The 17,796-nt window shown below is 71.9% G+C and carries 19 protein-coding genes; 10 read left to right on the top strand and 9 right to left on the bottom strand.

Annotated elements, in window-relative coordinates:
- Nucleotides 1-2 precede the first annotated feature (2 nt).
- From ACIQJT_RS09960 to ACIQJT_RS09940, 5 genes are all read right to left on the bottom strand, one after another.
- Nucleotides 3-197, bottom strand: a complete 195-nt coding sequence (locus ACIQJT_RS09960) for a hypothetical protein (RefSeq protein ID WP_365448636.1) — start codon at nucleotides 195-197, stop codon at nucleotides 3-5.
- Nucleotides 198-327: 130 nt separating this feature from the next.
- Nucleotides 328-1,185, bottom strand: a complete 858-nt coding sequence (locus ACIQJT_RS09955; protein WP_402641656.1) for a phosphatidylinositol-specific phospholipase C/glycerophosphodiester phosphodiesterase family protein — start codon at nucleotides 1,183-1,185, stop codon at nucleotides 328-330.
- Nucleotides 1,186-1,366: 181 nt separating this feature from the next.
- The gene (locus tag ACIQJT_RS09950) at nucleotides 1,367-2,440 is read right to left on the bottom strand and encodes an acyl-CoA dehydrogenase family protein (protein WP_402641653.1); all 1,074 of its coding nucleotides are present in this window, start codon (nucleotides 2,438-2,440) and stop codon (nucleotides 1,367-1,369) included.
- Nucleotides 2,437-3,618, bottom strand: coding sequence for an acyl-CoA dehydrogenase family protein (locus ACIQJT_RS09945; RefSeq protein WP_402641650.1), 1,182 nt, complete (start codon nucleotides 3,616-3,618; stop codon nucleotides 2,437-2,439). Before ACIQJT_RS09945 ends, ACIQJT_RS09950 begins: the two co-directional genes overlap by 4 nt.
- A complete protein-coding gene (locus ACIQJT_RS09940) occupies nucleotides 3,615-4,583 on the bottom strand; it encodes an NADPH:quinone oxidoreductase family protein (RefSeq protein ID WP_402641647.1) in 969 nt (322 codons plus the stop codon). Before ACIQJT_RS09940 ends, ACIQJT_RS09945 begins: the two co-directional genes overlap by 4 nt.
- Nucleotides 4,584-4,811: 228 nt before the next feature.
- On the opposite strand from ACIQJT_RS09940, the gene ACIQJT_RS09935 reads away from it, so the two are divergent.
- On the top strand, nucleotides 4,812-5,285 hold the full coding sequence (locus ACIQJT_RS09935) for a DNA starvation/stationary phase protection protein (RefSeq protein WP_402641644.1): 474 nt from the start codon (nucleotides 4,812-4,814) through the stop codon (nucleotides 5,283-5,285).
- 38 nt (nucleotides 5,286-5,323) lie between these two features.
- Here the strand turns inward: ACIQJT_RS09935 and ACIQJT_RS09930 are convergent, their stop codons facing one another.
- Together ACIQJT_RS09930 and ACIQJT_RS09925 are read right to left on the bottom strand one after the other, a co-directional pair.
- Nucleotides 5,324-6,160: a prephenate dehydratase gene (locus tag ACIQJT_RS09930; RefSeq protein ID WP_402641641.1), complete on the bottom strand. Its 837-nt coding sequence runs from the start codon at nucleotides 6,158-6,160 to the stop codon at nucleotides 5,324-5,326.
- A gap of 84 nt (nucleotides 6,161-6,244) precedes the next feature.
- Nucleotides 6,245-6,817: a helix-turn-helix domain-containing protein gene (locus ACIQJT_RS09925; RefSeq protein WP_402641638.1), complete on the bottom strand. Its 573-nt coding sequence runs from the start codon at nucleotides 6,815-6,817 to the stop codon at nucleotides 6,245-6,247.
- A 64-nt stretch (nucleotides 6,818-6,881) separates the two neighbouring features.
- Here ACIQJT_RS09925 and ACIQJT_RS09920 point away from each other — a divergent pair, with 64 nt between their 5' ends.
- The 6 genes from ACIQJT_RS09920 (at nucleotide 6,882) to ACIQJT_RS09895 (ending at nucleotide 12,927) form a co-directional block, all read left to right on the top strand.
- On the top strand, nucleotides 6,882-7,817 hold the full coding sequence (locus ACIQJT_RS09920) for an NAD(P)/FAD-dependent oxidoreductase (protein ID WP_365448622.1): 936 nt from the start codon (nucleotides 6,882-6,884) through the stop codon (nucleotides 7,815-7,817).
- A gap of 29 nt (nucleotides 7,818-7,846) precedes the next feature.
- Entirely contained in the window at nucleotides 7,847-9,385 is a 1,539-nt protein-coding gene (locus tag ACIQJT_RS09915) for an ATP-dependent DNA ligase (RefSeq protein ID WP_402641634.1), read from the top strand.
- The gene (locus tag ACIQJT_RS09910; protein WP_365448618.1) at nucleotides 9,382-9,843 is read left to right on the top strand and encodes an NUDIX domain-containing protein; all 462 of its coding nucleotides are present in this window, start codon (nucleotides 9,382-9,384) and stop codon (nucleotides 9,841-9,843) included. The genes ACIQJT_RS09915 and ACIQJT_RS09910 overlap by 4 nt, the downstream gene beginning before the upstream one ends.
- Before the next feature lie 70 nt (nucleotides 9,844-9,913).
- Complete coding sequence (locus tag ACIQJT_RS09905; protein ID WP_365448616.1) at nucleotides 9,914-11,299, top strand: NADP-dependent succinic semialdehyde dehydrogenase; 1,386 nt, start codon at nucleotides 9,914-9,916, stop codon at nucleotides 11,297-11,299.
- A 25-nt stretch (nucleotides 11,300-11,324) separates the two neighbouring features.
- Nucleotides 11,325-11,561, top strand: coding sequence for a DUF6213 family protein (locus ACIQJT_RS09900; RefSeq protein ID WP_007380390.1), 237 nt, complete (start codon nucleotides 11,325-11,327; stop codon nucleotides 11,559-11,561).
- 139 nt (nucleotides 11,562-11,700) lie between these two features.
- Nucleotides 11,701-12,927: a cytochrome P450 gene (locus ACIQJT_RS09895; protein ID WP_402641630.1), complete on the top strand. Its 1,227-nt coding sequence runs from the start codon at nucleotides 11,701-11,703 to the stop codon at nucleotides 12,925-12,927.
- A gap of 40 nt (nucleotides 12,928-12,967) precedes the next feature.
- Here the strand turns inward: ACIQJT_RS09895 and ACIQJT_RS09890 are convergent, their stop codons facing one another.
- Nucleotides 12,968-14,194 (bottom strand): acyl-CoA dehydrogenase family protein, encoded by a 1,227-nt coding sequence (locus ACIQJT_RS09890; RefSeq protein WP_365448612.1) that lies wholly within the window; start codon nucleotides 14,192-14,194, stop codon nucleotides 12,968-12,970.
- 172 nt (nucleotides 14,195-14,366) lie between these two features.
- Between ACIQJT_RS09890 and ACIQJT_RS09885 the strand changes: the two genes are divergently transcribed.
- On the top strand, nucleotides 14,367-15,011 hold the full coding sequence (locus ACIQJT_RS09885; protein WP_053851913.1) for a TetR family transcriptional regulator: 645 nt from the start codon (nucleotides 14,367-14,369) through the stop codon (nucleotides 15,009-15,011).
- An 89-nt stretch (nucleotides 15,012-15,100) separates the two neighbouring features.
- Here the strand turns inward: ACIQJT_RS09885 and def are convergent, their stop codons facing one another.
- On the bottom strand, nucleotides 15,101-15,646 hold the full coding sequence (gene def, locus ACIQJT_RS09880; protein WP_402641624.1) for a peptide deformylase: 546 nt from the start codon (nucleotides 15,644-15,646) through the stop codon (nucleotides 15,101-15,103).
- Between the two features lie 112 nt (nucleotides 15,647-15,758).
- Here def and ACIQJT_RS09875 point away from each other — a divergent pair, with 112 nt between their 5' ends.
- Together ACIQJT_RS09875 and ACIQJT_RS09870 are read left to right on the top strand one after the other, a co-directional pair.
- On the top strand, nucleotides 15,759-16,997 hold the full coding sequence (locus tag ACIQJT_RS09875; RefSeq protein WP_053851915.1) for a MurT ligase domain-containing protein: 1,239 nt from the start codon (nucleotides 15,759-15,761) through the stop codon (nucleotides 16,995-16,997).
- Nucleotides 16,998-17,013: 16 nt separating this feature from the next.
- A complete protein-coding gene (locus ACIQJT_RS09870) occupies nucleotides 17,014-17,742 on the top strand; it encodes a type 1 glutamine amidotransferase (protein WP_053851916.1) in 729 nt (242 codons plus the stop codon).
- Nucleotides 17,743-17,796: the final 54 nt, after the last annotated feature.

Below are 17,796 nucleotides of genomic sequence, written 5' to 3'. Positions count from 1 at the left end.
GGTCAGGGGCGCAGACCGCTCACGATCCCGGCGGTCGCCGTGAGGCCGCTGTGGATCGTGGGCGCGAGGCTGGTACTGGCGAGGTAGAAGCCGAGCAGGGTGCACACCACCGCGTGGGAGACCTTGAGCCCGCCGCTGCGTACGAAGATCACCGCCAGGATCAGCAGCAGCACCAGTACCGAGATGGAAATCGCCATGGACAGCCTCCTCCGCCACGCCGCCGGGTCCGTTTCGCGGCGTTCGGCGGCAAGTGTGGCGTAGCGGAGGGTTCGTCAGGGCGGCTGGAGGGTCCTCCGAACGAGTGGTGTCACACCCGCGTGAAGGCGCCTATCGGTGGCTGTCCAGGAAGGCTTCCAGGCCCGCCAGGTCGTCGGTGTTGAGGTAGTCGACATCGGCGGCGAGGAGTTCGGTCCACAGCGCGTCCCGGGCCGGTCCGGCCACGTCCGGGGTGGCCCAGAAGCGCACTTTCTGTCCCCGCGCGTGTGCCTGCCGGACGATGCTCCGCAACTTGTGCCGTTCCGTGTCGGGGAAGGCGCCCTCGCCGAGCCAGGTGAAGTTGAGCGTCCAGTTGTCGCTGATCAGCGGGATGAGGGAGGCGGGCGCCGCGGTGCCGAGGTCGGCGAGCCGGCCGTCGTAGAAGGCCCGGCGCACGGTCTGGGTCTCCATCGGGACGCGGGCGGCGCGGTCGCCGGAGATCACGGCGGTGACCGGACCGGGGACGACCTTGCCGTGCACGTAGGTCGTGAACAGGTGCCGGTAGCGCCGCAGGTGACGGTCGAGTTCGAGGTAGGTCGAGGAGCCCTCGGTCTTGATGTCGACGAGCAGTTGCAGCGGGCGGCGATACCCCCGGTACACGGACCCGTGGTGGGCCTTGACGATCCTGGCCAGCGGGTCGAGGTAGAGGGACTCCAGGGTGCGCGCCGGGTCGAGGTCGTCCACGGTGTGGCCGACGAGGAGTTGGCCGCCGACGAGGAAGATGTCGGCCTCGACGCTGCCGAAGCGGTGGTCGAGGGCGTCGAGGAGGGGGCGCGGGTGCTCGTAGTCGTTGTGCGCGTGGGCCCGCCACAGCGGACGCGGCCGGTGCTTCCGGCTGTCGGCCCATGCGCTGCCGACGGGTTGGACGAACGTCGCGGTGGCCGCGGCGCCGAGGGTGGTGAGGGCTCTGCGACGGGTGATGAGGGCCATGTGCTGCCTCCCTGCGGGGCGGGTCGGAACCACAGGGAGTATGGGGCCCTTCGGCACTCAAGGGACCTGTACGTGCCAGGAGTTGGCCGGACCGCCGCCACCCGTTCACTCCTTCCGCGCGGGCGCACGGAAAAGCCCGCCCCTGGTGGGGCGGGCTTCACCGGCGTTCACCGGGTGCGGCTCAAGGCGCCTGGAGGTCGACGAGTTCGGCCAGTCGGGCGCGGTGCGCGCCGGCCGTGCCGTAGGCGATCGAGTCGGCCTTGGCCCGCTTGAGGTACAGGTGGACCGGGTGCTCCCACGTCATGCCGATCCCGGCGTGCAACTGGAGCGCCTCCTCGGCGGCGTGCACGGCCACGGACGCCGCGTAGGCCTGGGCGACGGCGACCGCGATGTCGGTGTCCTCACCCGTCGCGAGCGCGTCGGCCGCGTGGCGGGCGGCGGCACGGAGGTTGACGACCTCCAGCCACAGCTGGGCGAGCCGGTGCTTGAGGGCCTGGAAGCCGCCGACCGGCCGGTTGAACTGCTTGCGCTCCTTCAGGTAGCGCACGGTCTCGGTCAACGCCCAGTCGGCGAGGCCGAGTTGCTCGGAGGCGAGCAGTCCGGCCCCGGCCCGCAGGGCGCGGTGCACCGCGGTCTCGGCGTCGCCCAGCAGACGCCCCTGGGCCCCGTCGAGGGTGACGGCCGCGAGCGGCCGGGTCAGGTCGAAGGGGATCTGCGGGGTGACGGTCACGGCTGAGGCGTCCACCGCGTACAGCCCGCCGTCGTCCGCGGGCACCAGCAGCACGTCGGCCGCGGCGACGTCCGCGATCGCCGTCAACTCGCCGTACAGGGCCCCGCCCTCGTGGCGTACGACCGTGTGGGCGCCGCCGGGGGCGATGTTCAGCGCGACCGCGAGGGCGCCGATCCTCCGCCCGGACGCCAGCTCGGCGAGCAGGTCGTCGGCGTCGCAGGCGAGCAGGGCCTCGGTGGCGACGACCGCGCTGGTGAGGTAGGGCACGGGAGCGACCGCGCGGCCCAACTCCTCCAGAACGACGGCGACTTCGCGGTACGAGGCGCCCTGGCCGCCCTTCTCCTCCGGGACCAGGAGGCCCGCGAGGCCCATGCCCTCGGCGAGGGCTTTCCAGGCCGCGAGGTCGTGCGGGGCGTCCGACTCGGTGCGGGCGATCACACCCGGCGCGTCGCAGTGGTCGGTGAGCAGGTCGCGCACGGCGGCCCGCAGCGCCTCTTCCTCCTCGGAGTACAGCAGGTCGCTCATCGGGCCAGGTCCTTCCAGGCGACGTCCTTGTCGGTGCGCGGCTCGGCCGGAAGGCCCAGGACACGCTCGGCGACGATGTTCAGCAGGACCTCGCTGGTCCCGCCCTCGATGCTGTTGCCCTTGGAGCGCAGGTAGCGGTACCCGGCGTCCCGGCCGGTGAAGTCCACCAGTTCGGGCCGGCGCATGGTCCAGTCGTCGTACAACAGGCCCTCCTCGCCGCGCAGTTCGACCTCCAGGCCGCTGATCTCCTGGTTGAGGCGGGCAAAGCCGAGCTTCATGCCGGCGCCCTCGGGGCCGGGCTGTCCGGCGACGAGCTGCTGGCGCAGGCGTTCGGCGGTGAGACGGGCGACCTCGGAGTCGACCCAGAGCTTCAGCAGGCGCTGGTGCAGGTCGTGGGTGCGCAGTTCGGGGCGCTCGCGCCAGGTCCTGGAGACCGGGCCGATCATGCCGCCCTCGCGGGGCAGCCGCATGCCGCCGATGGCGACGCGCTCGTTGTTGAGCGTGGTCTGCGCGACCCGCCAGCCGTCGCCGACCTCGCCCAGGCGCCGGGAGTCGGGGATGCGGACGTCGGTGAGGAAGACCTCGTTGAACTCGGCCTCGCCGGTGATCTGCCGCAGCGGGCGGACGTCGACGCCGGGGTGGGTCATGTCGCAGATGAAGTAGGTGATGCCCGCGTGCTTGGGCACGTCCGGGTCGGTGCGGGCGATGAGGATGGCCCAGCGGGAGTTGTGGGCGCCCGAGGTCCACACCTTCTGCCCGTTGACCACCCAGTCGTCGCCCTCCCGGACCGCCCGCGTACCGAGCGCGGCGAGGTCGGACCCGGCGCCGGGCTCGCTGAAGAGCTGGCACCAGACCTCCTCTCCCACCCACAGGGGCCGCAGATAGCGCTGCTTCTGCTCCTCGGTGCCGTACTTGAGGATCGTCGGCGCGGCCATGCCCAGGCCGATGCCGTTGCGACGCGGGGCGTTGTCGGGGGCTCCCGCGGCCTCCAGCTCGGCGTCCACGACGGCCTGGAGGGAACGGGGGGCGTTGAGTCCGCCGAGGCCCTCCGGGTAGTGCACCCAGGCGAGCCCCGCGTCGAAACGGGCCTTGAGGAAGTCGAGCCGGTCCGTGGTCGCGGGCGGGTGTGCGGCCAGCAACTCCGCGGTGCGGCGCTTGAGTTCGGCGGCGTCGGTCATGCCTGTGCTCCCGTGGGTACGACGGCGATGCGGCCCGTGGTCTCCCCGTCGCCGAGGCGCTGCACGGCGTCCGCGGCTCCGGCGAGCGGCACCCGCTCGCTGATCAAGGGCTTGATCGCGCCCCGCGCGGCCAGTTCGACGAGCTGCTCGTGGCAGTGCTGGACCAGCTTGGGGTTCTTGGTGTTGTACAGGCCCCAGTGCAGGCCGAGGATCGCGTAGTTCTTCACCAGGGCGTGGTTGAGGCCGGGGTTCGGGATGGTGCCACTGGCGAAGCCGACGACCACGATCCGTCCCTCGAAGGCGACGACCTTGGTCGACTGCGTGTAGGCCTCGCCGCCCACGGGATCGTAGACCACATCCGCGCCCCGGCCCCCGGTGGCCTCCTTCACGGCGGCGACGACGTCCTCGCTCCGCCGGTCGACCACCACGTCACAGCCCAGTGCGCGGGCGACGTCGGCCTTCTCGGCACCGCCGACGACCCCGATCACGGTGGCTCCGGCGGCCTTGCCGAGCTGCACGGCCGCGCTGCCGACCCCTCCTGCGGCAGCGTGGACGAGCAGGGTCTCCCCGGCCTCCAGGTGCGCCCGCCGGTGCAGACCGAACCAGCCCGTCTGGTAGCCGATGTGCAGCGCGGCGGCCTCGGCGTCGTCCAGCGAGTCCGGCGCGGGCAGCAGAGCGGCGGTGTCCGCGACGGCGTACTCGGCGAAACCGCCGTACGGCAGCGCGGGGTTGGCGATCACGCGCCGCCCGTCCTCGGTCTCGCCGCAGATCTCCACGCCCGGTGTGAAGGGCAGCGGAGGGCGGACCTGGTAGTGGCCGCGGCACATCAGCACGTCCGGGAAGTTGATGTTCGCGGCGCGCACCTTCAGCAGGACCTGGCCGTCGCCGGGTTCGGGCCGCGCCACGTCCGCGAGGCGCATCACCTCGCTCGGCTCGCCGTTCTCGTGCACTTGCCAAGCCTGCATGGGGGGCCTCCACGGGACTGCGTCGTCGTGCCGGGTCTGACCGGGGTCCCCCGCATACTAAGCGGTCGCTTGCCGATCAGGGAACAGCCCGCCGGAAAGTCCCGGCACGCACACCGAGGGCCGCGCAGCGGTTGCGGGACCGGGGCGGCCTGAACAGGGTGACAAGGACGATTCGGGCACCCGCCTCCCGCGGGGCGGCCCCGGCGATCCCCGGAAAGGACCCCGCACATGACGGTCATCAACAGCCCGCTGCCGGAGAAGGAACGCGACATCGCGGGGAGTGCCCTCCAGGCGACCCTGGTGGATCTGCTCGATCTCTCCCTGGTCGCCAAGCAGGCGCACTGGAACCTGTACGGGCCGCGCTTCCGTTCCGTCCACCTCCAGCTCGACGAGGTGGTCACCACCGCCCGCGCGTACGCCGACACGGTGGCCGAACGCGCCGCGGCGCTCGGCGTCAGCCCCGACGGACGGGCCGCCACCGTCGCCGCCACCAGCGGGGTACCGGAGTTCTCACCCGGTTGGACGAAGGACGTGGACGCCGTCGGCGCACTGGTGCGGACCTTCTCCGCGGTCGTCGAACGGGTACGGGAACGCATCGAGCGGACCGGCCCGGCGGACCCCGTCACCGAGGACGTGCTGATCGGCCTCGCGGCCGACCTGGAGAAGCAGAGCTGGATGTTCCAGGCCGAGCACCGGGACTGAGCCCGACGAACGGCCTCGGGCCGGCTCCGAGAGCGCGTTCAGCGGGCGAGCCGGTGCGGATGGGCCGGGTACACGCCGAGGATCCGCACCTCGGTGGAGAAGAACCGCAGTTCGTTCAGGGCGAGGGCGACGTGCCGCTCGTCGGGGTGACCCTCGATCTCGACGTAGAAGCGGCTGGCGTCGAGTCCCGCGCCGACCTGGTAGCTCTCGATCTTCGTGAGGTTCACCCCGCTGGTGGCGAACCCGCCCAGCGCCTTGAAGAGCGCGCTCGGGATGTTGCGCACGGAGAAGAACAGGCTCGTCATCGTCGGCTCCCCGGTGTCGGGGCCCACGACGGCCTCCCGGGACAGGACGACGAACCGGGTGGTGTTGTCGGGGTCGTCCTCGACCCCGGCACGCAGCACGTCGAGGCCGTAGAGCCCGGCCGCCGCGGGCGGGGCGAGCGCCGCGTGCCGCGGGTCGGCCAGTTCGGCCACCTCGCGCGCCGCGCCGGCGGTGTCGTCGGTGACGAGGGTGCGCCAGCCGCCCTCCCGCAGCACCTTGCGGCACTGCCCGAGGGCGTGCACATGGCTGCGTACGCACTCCACCTGGTCCGCCGTCGCCCCGGGCACGCCCATCAGGTCGAAGCGGATGGCGAGGAAGTACTCGGCGATGATGAACAGCCCCGACTCGGGCAGCAGGTGGTGCACGTCCGCCACCCGGCCCGCCGCGGAGTTGTCCACCGGGATCACGGCGACATCGGCCGTACCGAGCGTGACCGCGTCCAGTGCCTGCTCGAAGCCGGTGCAGGGCTGCTCGGCGCACCCCGGGTACAGGGCGTGCGCGGCGGTCGCCGAGTTGGATCCGGGTTCACCTTGGTAAGCGACGGTCGTCACGGGGCTCGGTCTCTTGTCGTCGGGCGGCGGAAGCTCCGTAACGTACCAGGGAGCCCCGCCCCCGCGTCCGGGACCCCTGGGCTCTCACGCCTTGCGGGGACGGGCCCGTACGTGCATCCGCTCCCCCTGCGGCCCGAAGAGGCTGAGGAACTCCGCCGGGCCCTCCCCCGTCGAGCCGAACCAGTGCGGCACCCGGGTGTCGAACTCCGCCGCCTCCCCCGCCGACATCACCACGTCGTGGTCCCCGAGCACCACCCGCAGCCGTCCCGCCAGCACGTACAGCCACTCGTAGCCCTCGTGGGTGCGCAGCTCCGGCTCCTCCTCGCGGCGCGGTACCAGCACCTTGAAGGCCTGGAGGCCGCCGGGCTGCCGGGTGAGCGGCCAGAAGGTGCGCCCGTGCCGTTCGAGCGGCGCCGACCGCACCCGGGGGTCGCCGACCGGCGGGGCGCCGACCAGTTCGTCCAGCGCCACCTGATGGGCCTGGGCGATCGGCAGCAGCAGTTCCAGGCTGGGCTTGCGCAGGCCGGACTCCAGACGGGAGAGGGTGCTCACGGAGATGCCGGTGGTCTCCGAGAGGGCCGCGAGGGTCACCTCCCGGTCCTTGCGCAGCCGCCTGAGCCGGGGCCCCACCTCGGCGAGGACGTCGTCGGTACTCATACCCGTATTGCAGAATCAGCAAAGTTGTTTGTCAATCCCGCGTCTATGGCGCGACCGTGTCGGCATGACCGAGACATACGGCGAGACATACGAAGTGATCGTGGTCGGTGGCGGCGCGGCGGGTCTGTCGGCCGCCCTGGTCCTGGGCCGGGCGCGGCGTCGCACCCTGGTCGTCGACGCGGGCGAACCGCGCAACACGCCCTCCGCGCACATGCAGGGCTTCCTCACCCGGGACGGCATGCCGCCCGCCGAGTTCCTGGCGATCGGCCGCGAGGAGGTCGAGGGGTACGGCGTCGAGCTGGTCCGGGACCGGGTGACCGAGATCGCGCCCGGCTTCTCCGTGACCCTGGCGGGCGGTCGTGTGGTCCGGGCCCGCCGCCTGGTCGTCGCGACCGGTCTGCGGGACGAGCTCCCGGATGTGCCCGGGGTCGCCGAGCGCTTCGGCAAGGATGTCCTGCACTGCCCGTACTGCCACGGCTGGGAGGTCCGTGACCGGGCCTTCGGCGTGCTCGCCACCACCCCGCTGAGCGTGCACCAGGCGCTGATGGTCTCCCAGTGGTCGAAGGACGTGACCCTGTTCCTGCACACGGTCGCCGAGTCCGAGCTCTCGGACGACGACCTGCGCAGGCTGGCCGCGGCCGGTGTCCGGGTGGTGCCGGGCGAGGTCGCCGCACTGGTGGTGACGGACGACCGGCTGACCGCCGTACGGCTGCGGGACGGCGCCACGCACGCGCGTGAGGTCGTCTTCACCGCCCCGCGGGCCGTCCCGCAGAACGGCCTGCTGGAGCGGCTCGGGGCCGAGTTCCAGGAGACGCCCTTCGGCAGCTATCCCGTGGTCGACGCGACCTGGCGGACGACCGTGCCCGGGGTGTACGCCGTGGGCAACGTGGCCGGTTTCGCCGAGCAGGTGATCAACGCGGCGAGCGCCGGGTACCGGGCCGCCGCCACGATCAACGGCGAACTGCTGATGAGCGACCTCGACGCGGCCGCCGGGGTGTAGACCGGCCGTCTCCGGTACACCCTGGAGACATGTTGCTTGCCCGGCTGGCCCAGGTGTCCCAGGACGTCGCCGCTGCCTCGGCGCGCTCGAAGAAGATCGCGCTCCTCGCCGAGCTGTTCCGCGACGCCGAGGCGGACGACGTCCCGATCGTCATCCCGTACCTGGCGGGACGGCTCCCGCAGGGCCGGATCGGCGTCGGCTGGAAGGTGCTGGGCCGCCCGGTCGCGCCGGCCGCCGAACCGACGCTGACCGTCCGTGCGGTGGACGCCCTGCTGAGCGAGCTGGGCAAGGTCGCGGGGGCGGGGTCGCAGGCCGAACGCGCCCGGCTGGTCGGCGAGCTGATGGGAGCCGCCACCGAGGCCGAGCAGCGGTTCCTGCTCGGCCTCCTCACCGGCGAGGTGCGGCAGGGCGCGCTGGACGCGGTGGCGGTCGAGGGGCTGGCCCAGGCGACCGGGGCGCCCCCGGCCGACGTACGCCGTGCGGTGATGCTCGCGGGCTCCCTCCAGACGGTGGCCGAGGCCCTGCTCACCGACGGCCCGCCCGCCCTGGAGCGCTTCCGCCTCACCGTCGGCCGCCCGGTCCTGCCGATGCTGGCGCACAGCGCCTCCTCGGTGGCCGAGGCGGTCGACAAGCTCGGCACCTGCGCGGTCGAGGAGAAGCTGGACGGCATCCGCGTCCAGATCCACCGGGACGGCGACGTCGTACGGCTGTACACCCGCACCCTCGACGACATCACCGACCGGCTGCCCGAACTGACGTCGGCGGCACTGGAGTTGCGGGGCGAGCGGTTCATCCTGGACGGCGAGGTGATCGCCTTCGACGAGGACGGGCGCCCGCGTTCCTTCCAGGAGACCGCCGGCCGGGTCGGCTCCCGGGTGGACGTGACGACGGCCGCCGAGGCGGTCCCCGTCTCCCCCGTGTTCTTCGACGCCCTGTCCGTCGACGACCGCGACCTCCTCGACCTGCCCTTCGCCGAACGGCACGCGGAGCTGGCCCGGCTGGTGCCCGAGCCGATGCGGGTCCGGCGCGCCCTGGTGTCGGGCCCCGAGGACGTGCGCCAGGCCGAGGAGTTCCTCGCCGAGACCCTGAAGCGCGGTCACGAGGGCGTGGTCGTGAAGTCCCTCGACGCCCCCTACAGCGCGGGCCGGCGCGGCGCTTCCTGGCTGAAGGTCAAGCCCGTGCACACCCTCGACCTGGTGGTGCTGGCCGCCGAGTGGGGCCACGGCCGCCGCACCGGCAAGCTCTCCAACCTGCACCTCGGCGCCCGCACCGCCGACGGCGGCTACGCCATGCTCGGCAAGACCTTCAAGGGCATGACCGACGCGATGCTCGCCTGGCAGACCGAACGGCTCCAGGAACTGGCCGTCGACAGCAGCGGTTACGTGGTGACCGTACGGCCCGAACTCGTCGTCGAGATCGCCTACGACGGTCTCCAGCGGTCGACCCGCTACCCGGCCGGGGTCACCCTCCGCTTCGCCCGCGTGGTCCGCTACCGCGAGGACGAGCGCCCCGAGGACGCCGACACCGTCGAGACGCTGCTGGCCGCGCACCCCGAGGTGAGGCCGTGAGGACGAGCGCGGGCCTGCTGTTGTTCCGGCATACCGGAGACGGCCTGGAGGTGTTGCTGGGCCATATGGGCGGTCCGTTCTTCGCGCGGCGGGACGCCGGAGCGTGGACGGTTCCGAAGGGCGAGTACGAGCCGGACTCGGAGTCGGCCTGGGACGCGGCCCGCCGGGAGTTCCAGGAGGAGCTCGGTCTGGAGCCGCCCGACGGGCAGGCCGTACCGCTGGGCGAGGTCCGGCAGACGAACGGCAAGGTGGTCACGGCGTGGGCGGTCGAGGCGGACCTCGATCCGGCGACCGTGGTCCCGGGGGTGTTCAGCATGGAGTGGCCGCCGAGGTCCGGCAGGACCCAGGAGTTCCCGGAACTGGACCGCGTCGAGTGGTTCGGCCTCGACCGGGCCCGGGCCGTGATCGTCAAGGCGCAGGCCGCGTTTCTCGACCGGCTGGCTGAGCACTCGCCCTGACGTCCACGCGTTGCGGTCGCCCGCGCCGCGCGGGAAGGTCGAAGCACATCAGCCCTTCAGGAGGTCGGTCATGCCCATCGCGACGGTGAACCCGGCGAACGGCGAGACGCTCAAGACGTACGAGGCCATGGGCGAGGAGGAGATCGAACGCCGGCTCCAGCTCGCCGAGGCGACGTTCCGCACCTACCGCACGACGTCCTTCGAGGAGCGCGCCCGTCTGCTGAACCGGGCCGCCGAACTCCTGGACGACGCCCGGCAGGACATCGCCCGGGTCATGACCACCGAGATGGGCAAGCCGGTCAAGCAGGCCCGCGCGGAGGCCGCCAAGTGCGCCAAGGCGATGCGCTGGTACGCCGAGAACGCACAGGCCCTGCTGGCCGACGAGGAGCCCGCCGAGCACGACGTCAAGGACTCCGGCGCCTCCCGCGCCCTGGTCCGCTACCGCCCGCTCGGGCCGGTGCTCGCGGTGATGCCGTGGAACTTCCCGCTGTGGCAGGTGGTCCGGTTCGCCGCGCCCGCGCTGATGGCGGGCAACGTCGGCCTGCTCAAGCACGCCTCGAACGTCCCGCAGACCGCGCTGTTCCTGGAGGACCTCTTCCACCAGGCGGGCTACACCGAGGGCTGCTTCCAGACCCTGCTCGTCGGGTCCGGCGCGATCGACGAGATCCTGCGCGACGAACGCGTCAAGGCGGCCACCCTCACCGGGAGCGAGCCGGCCGGGCGGGCGGTCGCCGCCACCGCCGGGGACATGGTGAAGAAGACCGTGCTGGAGCTCGGCGGCAGCGACCCGTACATCGTGATGCCGTCCGCGGACGTCGACCGGGCCGCCGAGATCGCGGTCACCGCCCGTGTGCAGAACAACGGGCAGTCCTGCATCGCCGCCAAGCGGTTCATCGTGCACACGGACGTCTACGACCGGTTCGCCGAGCGGTTCGTCGAGGGCATGAAGGCCCTCAAGGTCGGCGACCCGCTGGAGGAGGACACCGAGGTCGGACCGCTCGCCAGCGAACAGGGACGGACCGACCTGGAGGAACTGGTCGACGACGCCCGGCGCGGCGGGGCGAACGTGCTGTGCGGCGGGGAACGGCCCGAGGGGCCCGGCTGGTACTACCCGCCGACCGTCGTCGCCGACGTGTCCCGCGAGATGCGCATCCACCGCGAGGAGACCTTCGGCCCGGTGGCCACGCTGTACCGGGCGGCCGACCTCGACGAGGCGGTGCTGATCGCCAACGACTCTCCGTTCGGGCTGAGTTCCAACGTGTGGACCCGGGACGAGGCCGAGGTCGACCGGTTCGTACGGGACCTGGAGGCGGGCGGGGTGTTCGTCAACGGGATGACCGCCTCGCATCCGGCGTTCCCGTTCGGCGGGGTGAAGCGGTCCGGGTACGGGCGTGAGCTGTCCGGGCACGGAATCAGGGAGTTCTGCAACATCACGACGGTTTGGCACGGAGCGTGACAGTTGCGCGGCTAACATCCCGGGTGTGAACCGCGAAGTGACTCTGCCTCTGATCGTCGATGACCGCGGGACCCTCCAGGTGGCCGCGGCCGATGTGAGCAAGCTGCTCCGCAGTCTCGGCGGGCGGTGGCTGCACCTGGTCGAGGCCGGGGCCGACGGGCTGGACGAGGACACGGTCGCCGCGCTGACGATCGAGCTCGCCAAGCTGGCCGATCGGATCGACGTCGCGTGCATCGCGCACAGCAGCGGTGGGGCGCCGTAGCAGTCACCGCACACCGTCCGCGGGCCGTGGGCGACCGGTCGCGCCGTCCCGCGTCCGGCGCAACCCGGCGTGACGTCGTCCGTCCCGCGGGTGATCGTGGACGGGACCACTTCCAGGTTCCGGGACGAGACGGTGCGGGATGAGCGAAGAGACGATCACCGAGATCCTGCCCCCGGTCCGGCACTGGCCGGCACTCGACCTGAAGGGCGTCGACTTCGACCCGGTGCTGACCGAGCTGATGCGCGAGGGTCCCCTGACCCGGATCCGGCTCCCGCACGGCGAGGGCTGGGCGTGGCTGGTCACCCGGTACGAGGACGTACGGGCGGTGGCCGAGGACCCGCGCTTCAGCCGCGCGGCGGTCATGGAGCAGCCGGTCACCCGGCTCACCCCGCACTTCGTCCCGCACGGCTCCCGGGCGGCCGGCGCGGTCGCCTTCCTCGACCCTCCCGACCACACCCGGCTGCGCCGCGCGGTGGCCCCCGCGTTCACCGCGCGGGGTGTGGAACGGGTGCGGGAGAGGTCCCGCCCGATGCTCGACGAGCTGATCGACGAACTGCTCCAGGACGGCCCGCCCGCCGACCTCAGCGCGGCGGTGCTCAGCCCCTTCTCCAGTGCCGTGGTCTGCGAGCTGATGGGCGTCCCGGCCGCCGACCGGCACGGCATGCACACCTGGACCGGGCTGATCGTGTCCCTGTCGCACGGGGCGCGGGCCGGCGAGCGGGCCAGGGACGAGATGGGCGCCTTCTTCGCCGATCTCATCGGCCTCAGGGAGGGCGGCCCCGGTGAGGACGTGGCCGCCCTGCTGGGAGCCGCCGTGGGCCGCGGCGAGGTGACGCTGGAGGAGGCCGTGGGACTTGCGGTGCAGCTCCAGATCGGCGCCGCGGCGGTGACACACAACAGCGGCCAGCTGTTCTACCTGCTGCTGACCCGCCCCGACCTGGCCGAACGGCTGCGCGCCGAGCCGGAGATCCGCCCGCGGGCCGTCGACGAGCTGCTGCGCTACATCCCGCACCGCAACACGGTCGGCCTGTCGCGGATCGCCCTGGAGGACGTGGGCGTCGGCGGCGTACGGATCCGGGCGGGCGACGCGGTCTACGTGTCGTACCTGGCCGCGAACCGGGACCCCGACGTCTTCCCGTACCCGGAGACGATCGACTTCTCCCGCGACCCCGTCCCGCACGTGGCGTTCGGTGCCGGCCCGCACTCCTGCCCGGCCGCTCTGCCGGCCCGGTTGCAGTGCGAGCTGCTGGTCGAGGCGCTGCTGGAGCGGGTGCCGGGCCTGCGGCTGGCGGTCCCGCCGGACAAGGTCCCGTTCCGGAAGGGCAGGGCGGTCCGCGGCCCGGAGGCGCTCCCGGTGACGTGGTGAGGGCTCCGGAGGGCTGCCGAGCCTTCCGGAGCCGCTCCGGCTACCGGATCGGCATCCCCGAGAGCGTCCGCGCGATCACCAGCCGCTGGATCTCGCTCGTGCCCTCGAAGATGGTGTAGATCGCCGCGTCGCGGTGCATGCGCTCCACCGGGTACTCCCGGGTGTAGCCGTTGCCGCCCAGGATCTGGACGGCCTGCGCGGTGACCTTCTTCGCCGTCTCGCTCGCGAAGAGCTTCGACATCGAGCCCTCGGCGGCGGTGAACTGCTTGCCGTTGATCGCCATCCAGGAGGCCCGCCAGACCAGGAGACGGGCCGCGTCGATGGAGGTGCGCATGTCCGCGAGCTGGAACGCGACACCCTGGTTGTCGATGATGGGCCGGCCGAACTGCTCACGCGTCTTCGCGTAGTCGAGGGCGACCTCGTAGGCGGCCCGGGCGGTGCCCACGGCCATGGCGCCCACGGCGGGCCGCGAGGCCTCGAACGTGGCCATCGCCGCGTTCTTCACCCGCTCGCCACCGGTCTTGGCCCGCTCACGGGCCCGGGCGAGGCGGTGGTCGAGCTTCTCCTTGCCGCCGAGGAGGCAGGAGCCGGGCACCCGGACGTTCTCCAGGACGACCTCGGCGGTGTGCGAGGCGCGGATGCCGTGCTTCTTGAACTTCTGGCCCTGGGACAGGCCCGGCGTGTTCGGCGGCACGATGAACGAGGCGTGGCCCTTGGAGCCGAGCTCCGGGTCGACGACCGCGACGACGACGTGGACGTTGGCGATGCCGCCGTTGGTCGCCCAGGTCTTGGTGCCGTTGAGGACCCACTCGTCCTTGGCCTCGTCGTACACGGCACGCGTGCGCATGGAGGCCACGTCGGAACCGGCGTCCGGCTCGGACGAGCAGAACGCGGCGACCTTGACGTCGTTGGCGTCGCCGTACATCTGCGGGATCCAGGTGCCGATCTGCTCCTCGGTGCCGTTGGCGAGGACGCCGACGGCGGCCAGGCCGGTGCCCACGATCGACAGGGCGATGCCGGCGTCGCCCCAGAACAGTTCCTCCATCGCCATCGGGATGCCGAGCCCGGTGGGGTCGAAGTACTGCTGGGCGTAGAAGTCGAGGGAGTAGATGCCGACCTTGGCGGCCTCCTGGATGACCGGCCAGGGAGTCTCCTCACGCTCGTCCCATTCGGCGGCCGCGGGGCGGATGACGTCGGCGGCGAAGCCGTGCAGCCAGTCCCGGACCTCCTTCTGTTCGTCGTTGAGCTCCATGGTGAACTCGGCCATGTCCCCTCCAGCGGCGACGCACGTGCATGTTACTTGCGGTAACCAGAGTCTGTTACCCACGGGTAGGAAAAGTCAACTCCCCATGACCGGTCAGCAGCCTGTTCGATGCCCCTCACCCGTCGGGTGTTAGTTTGCGCAGGCGTTACCGATTCAGCACGGGTGGGGAGAGCTCATGGACACCACACAGCGGACCGATCAGCAGCGGTCCGCCGACCGCCGCCGGCGCGAGCTGCTGGAGGCCGCGGACAGAGTGGTGCTGCGCGACGGCCCACAGGCCTCCATGAACGCCATCGCCGCGGAGGCCGGCATCACCAAGCCGATCCTCTATCGGCACTTCGGCGACAAGGGGGGACTCTACGCCGCGCTGGCCAAGCGGCACACCGACGCCCTCCTGGACTCCCTGCGGGCCGCGCTGGACGCCCCCGCGGACCGGCGCGAGCGGGTCGAGGCCACCCTGGACACGTACCTGGCCGCGATCGAGGCCCGGCCTCAGGTGTACCGGTTCCTGATGCACCCCGCCGAGGGCGGCCAGACCGGGGACCAGGGGTTCGACGTCGGCCAGCATTCCGCGCCGCTGCTGCGCAGGATGGGTGAGGAGCTGGGGCAGGTCATCGAGGACCGGCTGGACCTCGGACCCGGAAGTCAGCTGCTGGCCCGGGTGTGGGGGCACGGGATCGTCGGGATGATGTACGCGGCGGGTGACTGGTGGCTGGGTGAACGGCCCTGTGCACGGGCGGAGTTGGTGCGGAGCATGGCGGACCTGTTGTGGGGGCGCCTCGCCGCGGCCGGGGACAAGGTGGGCGGTCCGGGGTTCTGACGGTCACGGTTCGGGTGCGGCCCGGTGGGGCTGGTCGCGCCCGCGCGGCGGAGCCGCACATCGATACGGCCCCGCGCCCCTGAGCAGATTCAGCCGTCTCCGTGCCAAGAGGATCTGGTCACTTGTCGCATGAGCTTTCGCTTGCGCCGGCCCTTCAAGCGGTCTGCGTAGACCGTGCCCTCCAGGTGGTCCGTCTCGTGTTGTAGACATCTTGCGAAGAAGCCCGTGCCGTGGATCGTCACCGGCTCTCCTGTGACCGTGAACCCCTCCACGACCGCGTGGTCGAAACGCTCGGTTCCCGCCTCCAGGCCCGGCAGTGACAGACAGCCCTCGGGCCCCCTGAACACCAGACCGTCCGCTGCCACCAACCGTGGGTTCACCACATGCCCCAGGTGGCGGACCTCCTCGTCGTCCGGGCAGTCGTACACGAACACGCGCAAAGGGACGCCCACTTGGTTCGCCGCGAGGCCCACCCCCTCGTGCGCGTACATCGTCGCGAACAGGTCCTCCACGAGCGTCGCCAGCTCCGGACCGAAGTCCGAGACGTCTTCGCAGGGTTCGTGCAGCACCGGACCGCCGAGCAGGGTGAGGGGCCGGACCCGGCCACGGGTGCCCGGAATGGAGCCGTTTCGCATGGCCGCAAGGGTACGGCGATTCGGGAGTGCCTACGGATCTCGATAGGCTGAGGTCCACACCACGTGGCCGGAGGCAGAGTCGCGGCGCGTACGCAAGGAGGATCGAGAACTGATGACAGGCAACTCGGACCCGCTCTCGCCGCGGGCCAAGCTGGCCGTGACGGCGGGCAAGGCCGTCGCGGCGGCATCCCGAGCCGCGGGACGCGGCAGCGGTTCGGTCATCGGCGGCCGGGTGGCCCTCAAGCTCGACCCCGACCTCCTTGCCCGGCTCGCCCAGAACCTGGACGTGGTCCTCGTCTCGGCGACCAACGGCAAGACCACCACGACCCGTCTGATCGCGGAGGCCCTGGGCGCCGCCGGACCCGTCGTCTCCAACGCCCTCGGCGCCAACATGCCTGCCGGCATCACCTCGGCGCTCGCCGGCGGCTCGGACGCCCGGTACGGCGTCATCGAGGTCGACGAGAAGTACCTCGCGGGCGTGGCCCGGGACACCGACCCCAAGTGCATCGCCCTGCTGAACCTCTCGCGCGACCAGCTCGACCGGGCCGCCGAGACCCGCATGCTCGCCGAGAACTGGCGTGAGGGGCTGGCCGGTTCGAAGGCCGTCGTCGTCGCCAACGCCGACGACCCGCTCGTCGTGTGGGCCGCGTCCTCCTCCCCCAACGTCATCTGGGTCGCCGCCGGACAGATGTGGAAGGACGACGCCTGGTCCTGCCCGTCCTGCGGCGGTGTGATGCAGCGGCCCGGCGACGACTGGTTCTGCGGCGAGTGCGGCTTCCGCCGTCCCACCCCGAGCTGGGCGCTCTCCGGTGACCACGTGCTCGACCCGCACGGCTCGGCCTGGCCGATCCACCTCCAGCTGCCGGGTCGCGCCAACAAGGCCAACGCCGCCTCCTCGGCCGCCGTCGCCGCCGTCTTCGGCGTGCCGCCGCAGGTCGCCCTGGAACGCATGTACCAGGTGCAGGCCGTGGCCGGCCGCTACGACATCGTCCAGTTCCAGCAGCGCGACCTGCGGCTGCTGCTCGCGAAGAACCCGGCCGGCTGGCTCGAGACGTTCAGCCTGATCGACCCGCCGCCCACCCCGGTGATCCTCTCCGTCAACGCGCGCGGTGCCGACGGCACCGACACCTCCTGGCTGTGGGACGTCGACTACACGCGCCTGACCGGCCACCCGATCTGCGTGATCGGCGACCGGAAGCTGGACCTCGCGGTGCGCCTCGAGGTCGCGAACCAGAACTTCCAGGTCTGCGACAACCTCGACCAGGCCGTGCAGATGAGCCCGCCCGGCCGTATCGAGGTCATCGCGAACTACACCGCCTTCCAGGACCTGCGCCGCCGCGTCGGCAACTGAGACTCAGGGGACTTTTGTGAGCGACAACCAACTGCGGATCGTCTGGATCTACCCCGACCTGCTCAGCACCTACGGCGACCAGGGCAACGCCCTCGTCATCGAGCGCCGGGCCCGCCAGCGCGGACTCGACGTGGCCCGCCTGGACGTGCGCAGCGACCAGCCGATCCCGACCTCCGGCGACATCTACCTGATCGGCGGCGGCGAGGACCGGCCCCAGCGGCTGGCGGCCGAGCGGCTGCGCCGGGACGGCGGTCTGCACCGGGCCGTGGGCAACGGCGCGATCGTCTTCTCGGTGTGCGCCGGTTACCAGATCCTCGGCCACGAGTTCATCAACGACCTCGGCCAGCGCGAGCCGGGCCTCGGCCTGCTCGACGTGGTCTCGGTGCGCGGTGAGGGCGAGCGCTGCGTCGGTGACGTGCTCGCCGACATCGACCCTCGGCTCGGACTGCCCCCGCTGACCGGTTTCGAGAACCACCAGGGCGTCACCCATCTCGGCCCCACCGCCCGCCCGTTCGCCAACGTCAAGCTGGGCAAGGGCAACGGCACCGGGGACGGCACGGAGGGCGCGTACAACGACACGGTGTTCGGCACGTACATGCACGGGCCCGTGCTCGCGCGCAACCCGCTGATCGCCGACCTGCTGCTGAAGCTGGCGCTCGACGTCAACGCGTTGCCGCCGACCGACGACCGCTGGTACGAGGCCCTGCGCAACGAGCGCATCTCGGCCGCGCAGCAGCCTGCCTGAGAGGGCGTTCACCTCGGTTCCAGACTCCTGTCACCAGCCCGTCTGACAAGGTGT

Source organism: Streptomyces sp. NPDC091972, assembly GCF_044756385.1.
Classification (GTDB): domain Bacteria; phylum Actinomycetota; class Actinomycetes; order Streptomycetales; family Streptomycetaceae; genus Streptomyces.
The sequence above is the reverse complement of the archived record's forward strand: the minus strand, read 5'-3'. Positions and strand labels throughout refer to the sequence as shown.

Bases quoted from the DNA above. Each gene is read 5' to 3' on its own strand.
- ACIQJT_RS09955 (WP_402641656.1), bottom strand. From the start codon at position 1,185: ATGGCCCTCATCACCCGTCGCAGAGCCCTCACCACCCTCGGCGCCGCG.
- ACIQJT_RS09895 (WP_402641630.1), top strand. From the start codon at position 11,701: ATGAGCGAAGAGACGATCACCGAGATCCTGCCCCCGGTCCGGCACTGG.
- ACIQJT_RS09890 (WP_365448612.1), bottom strand. From the start codon at position 14,194: ATGGCCGAGTTCACCATGGAGCTCAACGACGAACAGAAGGAGGTCCGG.
- ACIQJT_RS09925 (WP_402641638.1), bottom strand. From the start codon at position 6,817: ATGAGTACCGACGACGTCCTCGCCGAGGTGGGGCCCCGGCTCAGGCGG.
- ACIQJT_RS09945 (WP_402641650.1), bottom strand. From the start codon at position 3,618: ATGACCGACGCCGCCGAACTCAAGCGCCGCACCGCGGAGTTGCTGGCC.
- ACIQJT_RS09935 (WP_402641644.1), top strand. From the start codon at position 4,812: ATGACGGTCATCAACAGCCCGCTGCCGGAGAAGGAACGCGACATCGCG.
- ACIQJT_RS09940 (WP_402641647.1), bottom strand. From the start codon at position 4,583: ATGCAGGCTTGGCAAGTGCACGAGAACGGCGAGCCGAGCGAGGTGATG.
- ACIQJT_RS09950 (WP_402641653.1), bottom strand. From the start codon at position 2,440: ATGAGCGACCTGCTGTACTCCGAGGAGGAAGAGGCGCTGCGGGCCGCC.
- def (WP_402641624.1), bottom strand. From the start codon at position 15,646: ATGCGAAACGGCTCCATTCCGGGCACCCGTGGCCGGGTCCGGCCCCTC.
- ACIQJT_RS09905 (WP_365448616.1), top strand. From the start codon at position 9,914: ATGCCCATCGCGACGGTGAACCCGGCGAACGGCGAGACGCTCAAGACG.
- ACIQJT_RS09885 (WP_053851913.1), top strand. From the start codon at position 14,367: ATGGACACCACACAGCGGACCGATCAGCAGCGGTCCGCCGACCGCCGC.
- ACIQJT_RS09960 (WP_365448636.1), bottom strand. From the start codon at position 197: ATGGCGATTTCCATCTCGGTACTGGTGCTGCTGCTGATCCTGGCGGTG.
- ACIQJT_RS09920 (WP_365448622.1), top strand. From the start codon at position 6,882: ATGACCGAGACATACGGCGAGACATACGAAGTGATCGTGGTCGGTGGC.
- ACIQJT_RS09875 (WP_053851915.1), top strand. From the start codon at position 15,759: ATGACAGGCAACTCGGACCCGCTCTCGCCGCGGGCCAAGCTGGCCGTG.
- ACIQJT_RS09915 (WP_402641634.1), top strand. From the start codon at position 7,847: ATGTTGCTTGCCCGGCTGGCCCAGGTGTCCCAGGACGTCGCCGCTGCC.